The 16,667-nt window shown below is 67.1% G+C and carries 12 protein-coding genes; 3 read left to right on the top strand and 9 right to left on the bottom strand.

What is annotated here, in order from left to right; all coding sequences use genetic code 11:
• Nucleotides 1-402: 402 nt before the first annotated feature.
• A complete protein-coding gene (locus tag ACUVWL_RS00830; RefSeq protein WP_010481448.1) occupies nt 403-1,386 on the bottom strand; it encodes a LysR family transcriptional regulator in 984 nt (327 codons plus the stop codon).
• A gap of 208 nt (nt 1,387-1,594) precedes the next feature.
• Here ACUVWL_RS00830 and cysK point away from each other — a divergent pair, with 208 nt between their 5' ends.
• The gene (gene cysK, locus ACUVWL_RS00825; protein ID WP_014648230.1) at nt 1,595-2,554 is read left to right on the top strand and encodes a cysteine synthase A; all 960 of its coding nucleotides are present in this window, start codon (nt 1,595-1,597) and stop codon (nt 2,552-2,554) included.
• A 273-nt stretch (nt 2,555-2,827) separates the two neighbouring features.
• Nucleotides 2,828-3,427, top strand: coding sequence for an O-acetyl-ADP-ribose deacetylase (locus tag ACUVWL_RS00820; RefSeq protein WP_445978750.1), 600 nt, complete (start codon nt 2,828-2,830; stop codon nt 3,425-3,427).
• A 92-nt stretch (nt 3,428-3,519) separates the two neighbouring features.
• Here the strand turns inward: ACUVWL_RS00820 and ACUVWL_RS00815 are convergent, their stop codons facing one another.
• The 8 genes from ACUVWL_RS00815 to gap all read right to left on the bottom strand — a co-directional run bounded on the left by ACUVWL_RS00815 (nt 3,520) and on the right by gap (nt 15,301).
• On the bottom strand, nt 3,520-4,662 hold the full coding sequence (locus ACUVWL_RS00815) for a hypothetical protein (RefSeq protein ID WP_014648232.1): 1,143 nt from the start codon (nt 4,660-4,662) through the stop codon (nt 3,520-3,522).
• Nucleotides 4,663-4,791: 129 nt separating this feature from the next.
• Nucleotides 4,792-5,796 (bottom strand): class I fructose-bisphosphate aldolase, encoded by a 1,005-nt coding sequence (locus ACUVWL_RS00810; protein WP_445978749.1) that lies wholly within the window; start codon nt 5,794-5,796, stop codon nt 4,792-4,794.
• 183 nt (nt 5,797-5,979) lie between these two features.
• Entirely contained in the window at nt 5,980-7,446 is a 1,467-nt protein-coding gene (pyk, locus tag ACUVWL_RS00805) for a pyruvate kinase (RefSeq protein WP_032959168.1), read from the bottom strand.
• A 210-nt stretch (nt 7,447-7,656) separates the two neighbouring features.
• Nucleotides 7,657-8,310: an HAD hydrolase-like protein gene (locus ACUVWL_RS00800; protein ID WP_111205442.1), complete on the bottom strand. Its 654-nt coding sequence runs from the start codon at nt 8,308-8,310 to the stop codon at nt 7,657-7,659.
• Nucleotides 8,307-9,482: a phosphoglycerate kinase gene (locus tag ACUVWL_RS00795; RefSeq protein WP_014648236.1), complete on the bottom strand. Its 1,176-nt coding sequence runs from the start codon at nt 9,480-9,482 to the stop codon at nt 8,307-8,309. The genes ACUVWL_RS00800 and ACUVWL_RS00795 overlap by 4 nt, the downstream gene beginning before the upstream one ends.
• Nucleotides 9,483-10,119: 637 nt before the next feature.
• Nucleotides 10,120-11,496 (bottom strand): DUF3999 domain-containing protein, encoded by a 1,377-nt coding sequence (locus ACUVWL_RS00790; protein ID WP_032962132.1) that lies wholly within the window; start codon nt 11,494-11,496, stop codon nt 10,120-10,122.
• Nucleotides 11,493-14,171, bottom strand: a complete 2,679-nt coding sequence (locus tag ACUVWL_RS00785; protein WP_445978748.1) for a DUF2339 domain-containing protein — start codon at nt 14,169-14,171, stop codon at nt 11,493-11,495. Before ACUVWL_RS00785 ends, ACUVWL_RS00790 begins: the two co-directional genes overlap by 4 nt.
• Nucleotides 14,172-14,296: 125 nt before the next feature.
• Nucleotides 14,297-15,301, bottom strand: coding sequence for a type I glyceraldehyde-3-phosphate dehydrogenase (gene gap, locus ACUVWL_RS00780; RefSeq protein ID WP_005414333.1), 1,005 nt, complete (start codon nt 15,299-15,301; stop codon nt 14,297-14,299).
• 192 nt (nt 15,302-15,493) lie between these two features.
• On the opposite strand from gap, the gene ACUVWL_RS00775 reads away from it, so the two are divergent.
• Complete coding sequence (locus tag ACUVWL_RS00775; protein WP_014648239.1) at nt 15,494-16,123, top strand: OmpW/AlkL family protein; 630 nt, start codon at nt 15,494-15,496, stop codon at nt 16,121-16,123.
• The last annotated feature ends 544 nt before the right edge of the window (nt 16,124-16,667 follow it).

The raw sequence follows: 16,667 nt of genomic DNA, 5'->3' as shown, positions 1-16,667 counted from the left end.
CCGCGGACACTCCCGCAACCGGACCCACCCCGCCTTCGACAGTTTCCTGCGGTCTGTTGGAACGGCTTTGGGGTCAGATCCGTTTTCCGAAGGAAAACGGATCTGACCCCAGATGTATTTCGATATCTGACAGCTTTCATCCACGCATGGCGTGGATCTACCGTGTCGACCAAGGTCGACACCTACCAACAGCCGCGAAGATCTGTCAGAGGTGGGGCGGTGTCGGAGTGCGGGGTGTCAGCCGCATGGATGCGGCTGCCAAGCTTACAGGGACGTACTTGCAGCGTCCCCGCACTCCGACACCGCCCCGCCAACCCACGGAATGCCGCTTCTGCTGTTGCTGTTGCTGTTGCTTGAATGCCGCGGCAGGTGCAGGGCTGCAAGCCCTGCTCGACCAACCCCTCACACCGTGATGGTCTGGGTCAGTGATTCCCAGGTCGGTGGCACCGGCCACGCGGCCGCCTGGTTGCCATCCAGCACCCGCCGCAGGTCGCGCGGATCGATCTGCGGTGCCAGCACATGCACCAGCTCCAGCGCGTAATCACGCAGCACGCGGTCGCGCGGCAGCACCGCCCAGGCGATGCACTCGCTGATCGGGTCCGGCGCCGGCCACGACCTCAGGTCTTCGTCGTTGGAACTGACCGCCATTTCGGCCAGCAGGCCCACGCCCAGGCCGGTACGCACATAGGTCTTGATCAGATCGGCATCCAGCGCGGTCAGCGCCAGATCCGGCACCAGCCCGTTGGCGGCAAACGCACGCTGCAGCGACGAATTCGGGCGGGTCGAGGATTCGTAGCTGATCAATGGTTGCCGGGCCAGCGCGGCCAGGTCCGGTGCACGCCCGGCGCGGTCCAGCGGGTGGCCCTTGGGCACCACCACCAGGCGTCGCCAGCGGAACAGTGGCACCGCGATGCCATCGGTGGGCTCTCCCCCAGCGGTGCTGATGATGGCGATATCCGCGTCACCCTGGTTCAAGCGATCCAGCGCGTCGGCTTCACCGGCCTGCTGCAGGTGCACGCTGACCTGCGGGTAAGCCTGCTTGATCGCCGCCACCGCCGGCGGCAGCACGAAGCGCGCCTGGGTGTGGGTGGTGGTCAGGATCAGCTGGCCCTGGCTCTCGCGCCGCTGGTTGGCCGCGTAGGTGCGGATGTTGTTGGCCTCGGCCAGCACGGCGCGGGCGCGGGCGATCACCTCGGTCCCGGCCGGGGTGACCGACTCCAGGCTGCGGCCCTTGCGCACGAACAACAGGAAACCCAGCTCGTCCTCCAGCTGCTTGAGCTGCTTGGACAAGCCGGGCTGGGTGGCATGCACGCGCGAGGCGGCCAGCGTGATGTTCAGCTCGGCGTCGGCGATGGCAACCAGGTAGCGCAGCTGGGTCAGCGTCATGGGCAGGCAGGCGGCGTGGGGCGGAGGTCCACTCTAGGGTCAATTGCCGTCACCAGCTTATAACCAAAGGTTGTTTAAGAAAGGTATCTGGTCATTTCCGGGCGTCATATGCCGGCGCTACGGTCAGCCGGCAGCCGCTGGCCTGAACAGCCAGCCCTCCCCCTTCGCCCGCCGAAGCCCGGCGCGGCCCCGTTTCCGGAGCGCTTCCATGGCCCTGTACGACTCCATCCTCGACACCGTCGGCAACACCCCCATCGTCAAGCTGCAGCGTCTGGCACCGCCGCAGGTCAGCGTTTACGCCAAGGTCGAGTCGTTCAATCCGGGCGGCTCGGTCAAGGACCGCCTGGCTTTGGCGATCATCCTCGACGCTGAAGCGCGTGGCCTGCTCAAGCCGGGCGACACCATCGTGGAGGCCACCTCGGGCAATACCGGCGTGGCACTGGCGATGGTCGCCGCAGCGCGCGGCTACAAGTTCGTGGCGACCATGGTCGAGACCTTCTCGGTCGAGCGCCGCAAGCTGATGCGTGCCTATGGTGCCAAGGTGATCCTGACCCCGGCTGCCGAACGCGGCAGCGGCATGGTGCGCAAGGCAGCCGAACTGGCCGAACAGCACGGCTGGTTCCTGGCCAGCCAGTTCGCCAACCCGGCCAACCCGGCCTATCACCGCAACACCACCGCCGCGGAAATCCTGCGCGACTTCGCCGGCAAGCGGCTGGACTATTTCGTCAGCGGCTGGGGCACCGGCGGCACGCTCACTGGTGTGGGCGAAGTGCTGAAGGTCGCGCGCCCGCAGACCCGCATCATCGCCACCGAGCCGGCCGGCGCCGCCCTGCTCAAGGGCGATGACTGGAAGCCGCACAAGATCCAGGGTTGGACCCCGGACTTCGTGCCGGACGTGCTCAACCGCGATGTGGTGGACGAACTGGTCTCGGTCGAAGATGACCGCGCGATCGCCACCGCGCGCCGCCTGGCCGCCGAGGAAGGCATCTTCGTCGGCATCTCTGCCGGTGCCACCGTGGCCAGCGCGCTGGACGTGGCTGCCCGCGCCGAACCCGGCGCGGTGATCCTGGCGATGCTGCCGGACACCGGTGAACGCTATTTCTCCACGCCGCTGTTCGCCGATGTCAACGAAGGCTCCGACGACGACTGGCTGGCCGGCCTGCCGTAAACCGCCCGGGGTCGGATCCCTTTGCCGCAGGGAAAGGGCTCTGACCCCACCCGCGTGGATCAGCGACAGGGGTCAGAGCCTTTCCCATGCGGGAAAGGATCTGACCCCGCTCTGCTTCAGCCTGCGTGAAGGCGTCGCCCGCCATCGTGCGTGAAGGCCGTCGGATCGCAGCGCGTGAGACGGTCATGACGCAGTATCGATGCCCTGTCCCCTACCGTGGGAACAGCCGGCGCAGATGCTGCGCGGATCACCTCACAGGCAGGAGACGGACGCATGAAGATCGAGGTTTGGCAGGGTGACATCACGACCCTGGCGGTGGATGCGATCGTCAACGCGGCCAACGAAACACTGCTCGGTGGCGGCGGTGTCGACGGCGCGATCCATCGCGCGGCCGGCCCCGCATTGCTGGCCGAGTGCGCGCAGTTGCCGGAGCTGCGCCCGGGCGTGCGTTGCCCGACGGGCGAAGTGCGCGCCACCAGCGCCCATGCGCTGCCGGCGCGCCATGTACTGCACACGGTGGGCCCGGTCTGGCATGACGGCCAGCGCGACGAACCGGCGCTGCTTGCCAACTGCTACTGGAAGTCGCTGCAGCTGGCCGAGTCGCTGGGCGTGCAGTCGATCGCGTTCCCGGCGATCAGCTGCGGTGTCTATGGCTATCCGCTGTACCAGGCGGCGCAGATCGCAGTGACCGAAACACTGGCGTGGCAGCGCAGCCATGCGCAACCGATGCGCATCGTGCTGGTGGCGTTCAATACCGCTACGGCCAAGGCCTACCAGCAGGCGTTGAGCGCCGCCGGGCAAAGCGCGGACAGCGAACCGCGCGGGGCGATGCTGCCGCCCCTGGGTGATGCGGGTTTTGCCGCCGCGCACTGAATCCCGGTGCGCGACGTAAAGAAAAAGGCCGGGCAGTGCCCGGCCTTTTCCGTTGCACCGTCGTGCTCAGCCACGCATGGCGTGGGGCACGCTCAACGGCTGGCAGCTTCCACCGCGGCGGCGTCATCGGCCACGGCGGCTGCGTCGGCTGCGGCACGTGCCGCCGAGGCCGCAGCCCCATCGGCGCTGGCGCCATCCACCTGCACGCGCACTTCCACCATGCCCGCGCCATTGTTCAGGCTGGACACGTCGACCGTGTAATGACCGGCCGGCAGGGTCTCTTCCAAGCGCGAATTGGTGCCGTTGCCACCATCGTCGTCGGTCAGCTCGACATCGCCGCCGACCACGCGCAGCACGGTATCAACCTGGCTGGATATCGCATCCAGGCGCACATCGGCCGGGCGGTCCAGCGACAGCAGGAAGCGGCGACGGCCATCGTTGTCGAGCATCGTGTACACGCTGCCCGACTTCGGCAGTGCCGTGCCATCGCGCTCGACCAGATTGCCGGGCAGCTCGATGCGGTTGGCCGACAGGGTGAACATGCCGCTGACGCCGTCGCCGAGGCCGCGCGCGGTCAGGGTGTACTTGCCCGGCTTCAGTGACAGGGTCAGGCGCGAGTTGGTGCTGTCGCCGCCATCGTCATTCTCTGCATCCACGCCCTGGCCCGACAGCTTCAGCACCGGATCGAAGACATCCGACACCAGGCGGATCTCGTACAGGCCGGCCTTGTCCACCTGCAGGGTGTAGTCCTGGGAACCACCGGCCAGCATGTCGACGATCTCGCCGCTGCCCGCCAGCGGCTTGCCGTCGTACGGCACCAACTTCTCGGCGCGCAGGCGGTAAGGACCGTAGTCGGTCGAGCCGTTGGCGTTGACCGCCACCTGGTAGGTGCCGCCACCGTTGGCACGGAAGGCCACCGAGACGTCGCCTTCGCGCTCGTAGCCGGTGTTGCTGCTGGCCACCAGGCTGCCGTTGTTGAACACGGCGATCGAGCCGCTCAGCGAACCGGTCAGCTTCAGCCCGACCAGCTGCTTGTCTTCCAGCTTGATCTGGTAGAGCTGGTGGTGGCTGCCGTCGTTGTAGTTGATGCCGCTGCGCGAGGTGATCTCGCCGGATACCGGCTTGTCGAAATCGAGTGACGCGGCCTTGCCCGCGTCCGCGCCGCCGCCGATGCGGTTGCAACCGCTGGCGACCAGGACCGTGGCAACGGCCAGTGTGATTGCTGCCAAACGCATGTTGTTTCTCCTTGGCCTTCCATGTGGTTCCCGCATACCGGCCAGGCACGCGGGGGCGGAAAAGATACCCGCAAAAGCAAACGCCGGCGTGATGCCGGCGCTGCCTTGTTCATCCGGCGATGGGACGGATCAACCGTTCCACTTGCCCAGCGCGGCCAGGCCGTTGTCCTTGGCGCGCTCGTACACCGTCTTCTGGGCAGCAGCGTAGTTGCCCTTCATGTCCTTGGCCCACAGCTTCAGCGCGGCCTGCTGCATGGCGCGGCCGTAGGAGAAGCTCAGCGGCCACGGCAGGTTGCCCAGCTGGTTCATCGCGTTCAGGTGCTCGGTGGACTGCTCGTCGCTCTGGCCACCGGACAGGAACACCACGCCCGGCAGGATCGCCGGCACGGTGCTCTTCAGGCACATCACGGTCGACTCGGCCACTTCCTCGACATCGGCCTGCTCTTCACAGTCCTTGCCGGAGATGACCATCGAGGCCTTCAGGATGGTGCCTTCCAGCAGCACGTTCTGCTGGTACAGCGCGTCGAACAGCGAGCGCAGGGTGGCTTCGGTGACTTCGTAGCAGGTTTCGATGTCGTGTTCGCCGTCCATGATCACTTCCGGCTCGACCATCGGCACCAGGCCGCATTCCTGGCACAGCGCTGCATAGCGGGCCAGCGCATGGGCGTTGGACTCGATGCAGGTGCCCGACGGGATGCTCTCGCCGATGTTGATGACCGCACGCCACTTGGCGAAGCGCGCGCCCAGCTTGTAATACTCCTGCAGGCGCTCGCGCAGGCCGTCGAGGCCTTCGGTCACCAGCTCGCCCGGGCAGCCGGCCAGCGGGTGCGCACCCTTGTCCACCTTGATGCCCGGAATCATGCCGTGGTCGGCCATGTACTTGGCGAACGGCACGCCGTCCTTGGTCGACTGGCGGATGGTCTCGTCGTACAGGATGGCGCCGGAAATGTGCTCGTTGAGCTTCGGCGTGGTCAGCAGCAGCTCGCGGTAGGCGCGACGGTTCTCCTCGGTGTTCTCGATACCGACGCCGGCGAAACGCTTGGCGATGGTAGCGGTGGATTCGTCGATCGCGATGATGCCCTTGCCCGGGGCGACCATGGCCTGGGCGGTTTCAGCCAGCTGTTCGATGCTCATGTATTTCCTGTGGCGGGTGCGGGAAAAACGTAAGTATAGCCCTGCTGCCCGTTGCCTCGCCGTGGAGGACAGGATGGAAACGCTTCCACGTCTACGCAGGACAAAGGATGTCCTGCGGCATGGGGTCAGAGCCCCTTCAGGGCTCTGACCCCAGATCGGCAGCGCCGACCCGACCGTCAGGGCTTACAGATCGCCCAGGCCGATGGCGCGGCCATCCTCGCCCACTTCCAGCAGGCGCAGGGTGTTGGTGGCACCATGGGTTTCCATGTGCTCGCCGCTGGTGAACACAACGCGGTCACCGGCCTGCAGCAGTTCCGATTCGACCAGCAGGCGGATGCTGCCGCGCGCCGCTTCGCGCGGGGTCAGGCCGCGGCTGTCGAAGTTGATCGGGAACACATCGCGCATCAGCGCCATCTGGCGACGCGCGCCGTCGTGGCGGGTGACCGCGAACACCGGCGCCTTGGCGCGGAAACGCGACAGGTAACGCGCGGTGCCGCCGGATTCGGTCATGGCCACGATCGCGCGCACGCCCACATGCTGCGACAGGAACATGGTGGCCATGGCAATTGCCTGGTCGGCACGTTCCAGGTTGCGCGGCGAGGCGTTGAAATCGGTCTCGGTCTGGAACTGGCGCTCGGCACCCAGGCAGATGCGTGCCATCGCTTCCACCGCCTTGACCGGGTAGGCACCGGCGGCGGTTTCCGCCGACAGCATCACCGCGTCGGTACCGTCGATGACCGAGTTGGCCACGTCCAGCACTTCGGCGCGGGTCGGGATCGGGCTTTCCACCATCGACTGCAGCATCTGCGTGGCGGTGATCACCACCTTGTTCTGCGCCAGCGAGGCCTTGATGATCTTCTTCTGCAGGCCCGGCAGCTCGGCATCGCCGATTTCCACGCCAAGGTCGCCACGGGCAACCATCACCACGTCGCTGGCCTCGACGATTTCTTCCAGGTTCTCGATCGCCTCGGTGCGCTCGATCTTCGACACCAGGGCGGCATCACAGCCGTGCGAGCGGGCGATGTCGCGCGCGTCGTTCATGTCCTGCGCGTTGCGGCAGAACGACACGGCGATGAAGTCCACGCCGATCTTGGCAACGATGCCGATCAGTTCCTTGTCGCGCTCGGTCAGGGCACCCAGCGACAGGCCGCCGCCCTGCTTGTTCAGGCCCTTGCGGTCGGACAACACACCATCGTTGAGCACGGTGTTGACGATGCGCTCGCCCTGCACTTCCACCACCTGCAGCTGCATCAGGCCGTCGTCGAGCAGCAGCACATCACCCGGGCCCACGTCCTGCGGCAGGCCGAGGTAGCTCACGCCCACCTGGCTGGCGTTGCCCGGGCCGGCGTTCTCGCTGGCGATCAGGTCGAAGCGGTCACCCGCCTTCAGCTGCACCTTACCTTCGGCGAAGCGCTCGATGCGGATCTTCGGGCCCGGCAGGTCGGCCAGGATGCCCACTTCCACGCCCACGCGGGCCGACGCGGCGCGCACTTCGGCAGCACGCTTGGCCTGGCCGGACGGATCGCCATGGCTGAAGTTCAGGCGCACCACATTGACGCCGGCGCGGAAAAGATCCTCCAGCACGCCCGGCGGATCAGTGGCCGGACCGAGGGTGGCAAGGATCTTGGTGCGACGCTGACGCTCGAACATGGTGGATGGGCCTCTCCCGTTAAAGAACGGAAATTAGCACATCCTTCACGCCGCATGTATACGGTTACAGCCTTGTGCTGCCTGACTCCGCAGGTCATGCAACGGACATTGTCCGGACATACGCTGGCGCAGGGCATTCCGTAGAGCCGAGCCCATGCCCGGCTGGCCACTCGCCGGAGCAGCCGGGCATCGGCTCGGCGCTACAGGAAGCTAGGCCAGCAGCGTTTCCAGCTGCGCCGGTTCGCGTGCCAGCTGGCCAGCGCCGGCCGCGGTGAGTTCCGCCTCACCGCCAAAGCCCCACAGCACACCCACGCTGCGCAGGCCGTGGTGACGCGCGCCTTCGATGTCCATGCGGCGGTCGCCGATCATCCAGCACTGTGCGGGCTGCACCTGCAGCCGGCGCAGAGCTTCCCCGACCAGCTCCGGCTTGTGGCTGCGCGAGCCATCCAGGGTCGAACCGATGATCTCCTCGAACAGCCCGCCAAACGGCAGGTGTGCAAGGATGCGGCGCGCATGCGGCTCGTTCTTGGCGGTGACCACCGCCAGGCGGTGGCCACGGCCATGCAGCGTGCGCAGCGTGTCTTCCACCTGCGGGTACACCGTGTGTTCGCGCCAGCCTTCGGCGTCGAAGCGCTCACGGTAGTAGCCCACCGCCTGTTCCACCCGTGCCGGTTCGACGAACAGCGGCGCGAAGGTGGTGCGCAGCGACGGACCGATCCAGCCCAGCAGCGTCTCCTGCGGCGGCACCGGATGGTCCATCTTCTGCAGCGCATAGGCGATGCAGGCGGTGATGCCCACCTGCGAATCGATCAGCGTGCCGTCGAGGTCGAAGAACAGGACATCCTTGCTACGGTCGGCACTCATGCGCCGCGCGCGTCGAGCGCGGCGACGGCCGGCAGGGTCTTGCCTTCCAGGAACTCCAGGAACGCACCACCGCCAGTGGAGATATAGCTGACCTGCCCGGCGATATCGAACTTGTCGACCGCCGCCAGGGTGTCGCCACCGCCCGCGATGGAGAATGCCGGCGAGCTGGCGATGGCGCGGGCCAGCGCTTCGGTGCCCTTGCTGAAGGCTTCGAACTCGAACACGCCGACCGGGCCGTTCCAGACCACGGTGCCGGCCTTTCCGATCAGCTGCGCGTACTGCGCAGCGGTCTGCGGGCCAATATCCAGGATCAGGTCGTCCTCGGCGACGGCGTCGACCGCCTTCACTTCGGCAACAGCGTCCGGCATGAACTGCTTGGCGGTGACCACGTCGACCGGCAGCGGGATGTCGGCGCCACGCGCCTTGGCATCGGCCACGATCTTCTTCGCGGTGTCCAGCAGGTCCGGCTCATACAGCGACTTGCCGACCTTGTAGCCGGCGGCAGCGATGAAGGTGTTGGCGATGCCACCACCAACGATCAGCTGGTCGACCTTGCCGACCAGGTTGGCCAGCAGTTCCAGCTTGGTGCTGACCTTGCTGCCGGCAACGATGGCCAGCAGCGGCTTGGCCGGTGCGTCCAGCGCCTGCGCCAGCGCGTCCAGCTCGGCCATCAACAGCGGGCCACCGGCCGCGACCGGGGCGAAGCGGATGACGCCATGGGTCGAGGCCTGCGCGCGGTGTGCGGTACCAAAGGCATCCATCACGAACACGTCGCACAGGGCGGCGTACTTCTTCGACAGGGCCTCGTCGTCCTTGCCCTCGCCGACGTTCATGCGGCAGTTTTCCAGCAGCACCAGCTGGCCCGGCTGCACGTCGACGCCGTCGACCCAGTCACGCACCAGCGGAACCTCGCGGCCGAGCAGCTCGGACAGGCGCTGGGCGACCGGCGCCAGCGAGTCGGCCTCGCTCCACACGCCTTCCTTCGGGCGCCCCAGGTGCGAGGTGACCATCACTGCCGCGCCCTGCTCCAGCGCGCGCTTGAGCGTCGGCAACGAAGCGGTGATGCGCTGTTCGGAAGTGATGCGGCCATTCTCGATCGGCACGTTCAGATCCTGGCGGATCAGCACGCGCTTGCCGGAGAGGTCGAGGTCGGTCATGCGGACGATGGACATGGGAAACTCTTTGGCTCAGGGACGGGATGCCGGGCTACGGCAGGCGGCCATTGTATCGGGTGCGGCTGGTGGGAGGGCCGATGCCTGCGGCAGGCAGAGGCGCAACTGCAACTGCAACAGCCAGAGCCAACGCGCTGGCGCCTTGTGATGCTGTGGGTGGGCCGGGGCGGTGTGGGCTCGCGGGGGACGCCGTGAATCCATCCCTGGAGGCTCGGGCGCGCCATCCATGGCGCTTACGCCCCCGCGAGCCCAGACCACCCTGGCCTCGACAGGTTCATGAGGCGGAGCGGACGGCGAAAGCAAAGACGGTTTCTGGTGTCGGAGGGAGATGGAAGGTTGAGCCGAGCTGATGCTCGGCTGGGGATCTCGTGGAGAGCAGCCGAGCGTGGGCTCGGCTCTACAAAGAGCGCCCAGCCAAGCAGCTTTTGCTCTTCTTTTTTTCTTTCCGTGGGTGGACGCACACGGAAACTGTCAGAGGCCGGGCGGGTGGGCTGGGCAGGGGTATCCGCGCCATGGATGGCGCGGCTAAGCCCCCAGGGACGGATTCACGGCGTCCCCTGCCCAGCCCACCCGCTTGGCCCATCCCCGGGATCGCGCTTTGCAGCCACCCACGAGGGGCTGCGCCGTTCGCCGGAACCTACGCCGAAGGCGTCGGCTTCTGCCGAAGCAGGCTGAGCGCCAGGCCACCCACCACCAGCACGCCCAGACCCAGCAGCGCCCACAACAGCCACGACTTCCAGTCATGCTGCGGTTTCAGCGCCGCGTCGCCCGCCAGCGGTTCCGGGCTGCCTTCCAGTCGCGCCAGCGTCGGCTGCCACGACGGATCGTTGCGCTGCCGAAGTTCCTCGATCAACACCCCGATCGGCGCGTCCGTGCGGCGCGCGGTCGCGCTGCCCACCGCCAGTGCGTAGGGCGCCGCACCCTGGCTCAGGAACACCAGCACTTCCGGTTGGTAGCCCAGGCGCAGCGTCGGCGCAGTGGCAGATTCCGCCGGATTCGCCACCAGCTTCCAGTAGCGGTCGCGGTGCACGCCGCCCAGCGGCTGCGCCGCCGACTGCTGGCGCTGGCCCTGCGTGCCCTGTTGCACCTGGTAGGCGATCCACGGCGCGCTGCGGCGCTGCCACTCGGCACTCTCATCATCACGACTGAACAGCGTCCATTGCACCAGGCTGTTGTCGGTGCTGGCCACATCGGCGCGCGCCACCGGGAACCGGCCATCCATCTCGAAGGTGTATTCGCCCTTGCCCTTCGACGTCGGCTCCAGCGACAGCCATTCCCACGGCAGCGTGGCCGGCGCTGGCGGCAGTTCCGCCAACACGCCGCGCAGGGTCGGCAACCGCGAGTCGCCCTGCGCCAGGATGCGCAGGTAGCGTGCAGTGCCGTCCACCTGCAGGCGGCGCTGCAGCAGGCGCTTGCCGGCGCGCTGCAGATCCACCAGCGGCACGTCGCGACCCATCGATCGCCAGTGCTGCAGGTCATCACTGGCATCCAGCTGAACCTGCGCCTGCAGCGGCTGGCCGCTGTCGGCCCAGTCCAGCACCAGCGCCGCCAGCGGCTGCTGGTCGAGCATGCTGGCGTCGATCAGCCAGCCGCCCTGCCCGTTCGCCGTCGCCCCGCCACTCACCCGTGCTTCGACCCGGCGCACGCGCCCATCGGTATCACGCTCGGTCAGCAGCTGCAGATCGTTGCGCTGGGCATCGGCCAGCGGCGGCAGCACGAACCACGGCAGTTCACGCTGCACCGGCGGTTGCGCCAGCGGCTGGTCCGGCGCCAGCAGTGCCGACGGCAGCAGCTGGCTGGCTGCATTGAACACCTGCAGGTCGCTGAGGTCGGGGCTCACGGCACGGCGGTAGATCGCCGGCTCCAGCACGATGCGGTAGGCACCGGACTGCGCGCTGGACAATGTGAGCGGCCATTGCTCGGCATACTGCGTGCGGTAATCAGCCGCCTGCACCACGACGGCGGCCAGCATGCCGAACATCGCCGGCAGCAGCGCCCTGCTCCACTTCCTCATTGCTTTTCCTCCACGGTCGGCGCCACGCTCGGCGGAGCCGGTGCCAGATAACCCACGACCGTGCACAGCAGGCCGTAGGCGATGAACGATGCGATGCCCAGCAGGTTGCCCAGGTGCTGGCGATCGACAATAACCAGCTTGGCCAGTACCACGCCCATCAGCACGGCACCGACCATCCACAGCACACGCTGGCCACGACGCGAACCCCACACCCAGGCAATCACGCCCAGCACGCTCCACAACACGGTCAGGCTGGTCTGGGCCAGGCTGAAGCGCATCATCGACGCGTTCCACGCCAGCCCACCCCACTGGTGCACGCCATGCAGCACCAGGCTGGTCAGCGCGACGAAGGCCGCCAGTGCCAGCAGCGGCATGCGGATGTTCAGCAATGCCTGCGGGGCCTGCGATCCCTGATTGCTGTACAGCCAGCGCGCCAGCAGCAACAGGCTCAACCATTGGCCGATCTCGGCCGGATTCAGCACCGGCAGCCACAACAGCGGTGCAGCGTCGCCCGGCAGCAGCTGGCCCAACAGCCAGCCGATCGACAGCAGGCCGAACAGCACGCACTGCAGCGGGACGCGCACGCTGTCGAAGGCCTGTCCCAATGGCCAGCGCAGCGCATTCCAGCGCCACAGCGACAGTGCCGCCATCAGCAGCCATGGCAAGGTCACCAGCAGGGTCGTCCAGCCCTGCGCCAGATCGGCTTCGCCACCGCCCCACAGGGCCAGCAGCGAAAGCAGCGACGGCCACAGCAGCCACCACAGGAACTGCGCGATGCGGGCCACGGTATCGCCGCCCTGGCGCAGGCACAGCAGGGTCCGCACGCCCAGCACCGCGAACACCGCCCAGGCCAGCGCGCCATAACCGGCGAACGGCTGGTGGTGTGCATCGCTCTGCACCAGGGCCAGCGGGAAGCCCAGCGCGAGCATGGCCAGTGCGGTCACGCCCAGTGCACGTGCCGGCTGGCGACGCTGCACTTCGGCCACCAGCCAGGCAGTGACCGCGGCCAGCACCAGCAACGCGTCCACTTCGGTGCGGTACGGGAAGAAGCGCGTGATCTCATGGACCAGGCCGCCCAGCCACCACAGCAGGCCCCACAGGTAGTACACCAGTGCGACCTCATGACGTGGCCTGCGCTGGTAGCTCCACGCCGACGCGAAGCCGGCCAGGGCCAGCAACAGCGCGCCGATGGCGGTCGGGTTGATCAGGAAGCGCAGGTCTTCGTGCCAGTGGTCGCCACCGGCAACGAAGGCGAATGCGGCGCCGATCTGCAGCAACGCGCCGGATACCTGCGGCAGCCAGCGCTTCTGGCGCAGCCCCAACCAGGCCAGGCCTGCACCTTCCAGCGCAAACACGGCACCGGTGGCACGCGCCGACAAGGCCAGCGGCACCGCCAGCGTGGCGAAGCCCACCGCAAGCACGGCATGCGACTGCGCCAGCATGGTGTACGAGGCACGTGCGATCAGCGCCCGTGCCAGTACCGCGTAGATCGCGGCCAGGCCCAGCGCGCATAGTGCCAGCGTCATCGGTTGTTCGTGCAGCATGCCTGCCTGCAACGAGAATGCGACCAGCGGCGCGCCGAACACCAGGCTGCCATCGATCAGATCGCGCCGGCCGGCCGGCTGGCGGCGCGCGTACAGCAGCGGGATCAGCAGGTAGAACACGAAGAACAACAGCAGGAACGGCTCAGTGCTGCTGAACTTGTCCGGTACGTACTGCAGCACGCCCCAGAAGGTGCCGATGCCGAAAGTGAAGGCGAAGCCCAGCAGGTTCAGCGCGCGCCAAGGGCGGAACCAGGCGATGGCGAAAATGCCTGCGTTGAGCACCGCGTAATAGCTGAACAGCCCCACGTGATTGCCGCTGCCGGTGGACAGCCACAGCGGTGCCATGAAGCCGGCCAGGATCCCCAGCACGGCCAGCGTGCGCGAGTTCTGCACCACCGCCAGCACGCACAGCCCGGCCACCAGGGCAATGGAGCTGGCGAAGGCGAAGCCCGGCGGAATCAGGTCGAAGCGCTTGAAGGCCGCGAAGATGGTCAGCAGCAGCACGCCGATGGCACCGCCCTGCAAGGCCAGCGCAAACAGGCGCCGGCGCTCGCGCTGGTGCCAGCCGAAGGCCAGCAGGCCCAGCGCGCCCACGGTGATGCCGGCCAGGCGCAGCTCGATCGGCAACACCAGCCAGCCCTGGTCGCTGACGTACTTCAGCAGCGCCGCGACACCGGCCAGCAGCACCAGCATGCCGATCTTGACCGGCACGTTGCCTTCGGTGAACCAACGCTTGACCGCGCCAATGCCGCGCTCGATGAAGTTGGGCAGTGCCGGCTCGGAAGGCAACGGTGGCTGCACCGGCGCAGGCGGTACTGGCGGTGGCGCAACAGGACGAAGGACGGGCGCTCCGGTGGGCGCTGCCTCGCGTGCCGGCGGCTGCGGGGGCTGCGGTGCAGCAGTGACGACCGGCCGCAGGAACGGTGGATCGGCACTGGCCGTGGGCGTGGCCGCAGCCCGTTCAGGCGTGGGCGCGCTGGCGGCCGGCCTGGCGGTGGCAGGCGCGGCGGCCATCGCGCTTTCCAGCGCCGCGACGCGGCGGCGCAGGCCGGAGATCATCACCAGCGCCACCACCAGCAGCAGGGGGATGGCCAACAGGACCAATACGACCAGTGCGATCAGTGCTTCCATTGCGTGCTTCCATTGCGTTCCCGCGCCCCAGCGGCAGCGGTCGACCGCCCCATGCTACGACAGGGCGGGCCCCTTAAACGACGAACCCCGGCCAGGCCGGGGTTCGTCTGCGATCTACGCCGGCCTTACTTGGCGGCGATGACCTTGGCCATTTCCAGGCACTTGTTCGAGTAGCCCCACTCGTTGTCGTACCAGGTCACCAGCTTGACGAAGGTGCCGTCCAGGGCGATGCCGGCATCGGCGTCGAACACCGAGGTGCAGGTCTCGCCACGGAAATCGGTGGCCACCACCTTGTCTTCGGTGTAGCCCAGGATGCCCTTCAGCGGGCCTTCGCTCTGTGCCTTCACTTCGGCGCAGATCTCGGCGTAGGTGGCTTCCTTTTCCAGCTCGACGGTCAGGTCGACCACCGACACGTCCGAGGTCGGCACGCGGAAGCTCATGCCGGTCAGCTTCTTGTTCAGTTCCGGAATGACCACGCCGACGGCCTTGGCCGCACCGGTGGACGAGGGAATGATGTTTTCCAGGATGCCACGGCCGCCGCGCCAGTCCTTGTTGGACGGGCCATCGACGGTCTTCTGGGTGGCGGTGGCCGCATGCACGGTGGTCATCAGGCCGCGCTTGATGCCCCACTTGTCGTTGATGACCTTGGCCAGCGGGGCCAGGCAGTTGGTGGTGCACGAAGCGTTGGAGATGATCGCCTGGCCGGCGTAGGTCTTGTCGTTCACGCCGTACACGAACATCGGCGTGTCGTCCTTCGACGGGGCCGACATGATGACCTTCTTGGCGCCGGCATCGATGTGCTTCTGCGCGGTTTCCTTGGTCAGGAACAGGCCGGTGGCTTCCAGCACCACATCAGCGCCGACTTCATCCCACTTCAGGTTGGCCGGGTCGCGTTCCTGGGTCAGGCGGATCTTCTTGCCGTTGACCAACAGGTCGTTGCCCTGCACCGCCACGTCGGCCTTGAAGCGGCCGTGCACGGAGTCGTACTTGAGCATGTACGCCAGGTAGTCCGGCTCCAGCAGATCGTTGATGGCCACGATTTCGATGTCGTCGCCGAAGTTCAGCACCGCCGAGCGCAGGACGTTACGCCCGATGCGACCGAAACCGTTGATACCAACCTTGATTGCCATTTCTCAAGCTCCTGCGGCCGCGACAGGTGCGGCGGGATGGATAGGGCCCACAATTCTAGCAAACCGCCGCTGGCCACCGTGGGCCAGCCGGGACCGCCGGCCGGCCCACGGACAGGATTTGATCCGGATCAAAGCGTTAGCGCGGCGTGAGGCCGAGACTGTCGCCATCCACCCAGCAACGAGAACACCCCCATGCGCAAGACCTCCCCCCTGATCGTGGCCAGCCTGGCCGCCGCCCTGTCGCTCGCCGCCGCCCCGGCCATGGCCCAGTCCAAGGGCGACTGGACCGTCTCGGCCGGCGTGCACCAGGTGGCGCCGAAGTCGAACAACGGCTGGCTGGCCGGCGGCACCCTGAAGGTCGACGTCGACAATGACGTCAAGCCGACCATCACCGGCGAGTACTTCATCGCCGACAACCTGGGCATCGAAGTGCTGGCCGCGCTGCCGTTCAAGCACGACATCAACATCAACGGCCTGGGCCGCGTCGGCAGCACCAAGCAGCTGCCGCCGGTGGTCACCCTGCAGTACCACTTCAACAGCAAGGGCAAGGTGTCGCCGTTCGTCGGCGCCGGCCTGAACTACACCACCTTCTTCAGCGAAGACACTACGGGTGCGCTGGCCGGCAGCAAGCTGAAGCTGCAGGATTCGTGGGGCCTGGCCGCACACGCCGGCGTGGACTTCGCGATCGGCGAGAAGGGCGCCCTGCGCGTGGACATGCGCTGGATCGACATCGACAGCAAGGTGAAGTTGAACGGCGAGAAGATCGGCACGGTCAACATCGATCCGCTGGTCTACGGCGCTTCGTACGTCTTCAAGTTCTAAAGCGGTGTATTGGGCGCGGGGGCTTCGCCCCCGCTCCCCCGCTACACGCAAAGCCCTCGCAGCATGTTGCCCCGGTAATTGCCGGGGCTTTTTTGTGCCTGGGACTGAAGCGGTTCCGGAGCTGGGGCAAGGCAGGGAGCGGAGCCGGGACACGCCGTAAACCCATCCCTGGGGGCTCGATGGCGCCATCCATGGCGCCAACGGTCCCGGCTCCGCTCCCCGCCTTGCCCCTTCCCATCACCGCGTGCGTACCAGCTCAAGCAAAGGCAAGAGCAGAACCCGTGCATCCGAGGCGCAGTGATTGCCTGTAATTGCAGGAGGCCGATTTTGATCCTGCATTTGTTTTTGATGTTGCATTTGACGTTTGCATCCGCCTCCGCGGCCATGTTTGGAGGGGAGCGCAGAGGGAGGGGCGGCGGGACCGTTGGCGGCATGGATGGCGCCATCGAGCCTCCTCCAAGGACGGATTTACGGCGTGTCCCGCCGCCCCTCCCTCTACGCTTCCACTTCGGAACAGGAACGCGCCGCTCTTCAATCCACCTAC

The sequence above is a fragment of the Stenotrophomonas muris genome (assembly GCF_052751275.1).
This window is presented reverse-complemented; position numbering and strand designations above follow the sequence as displayed.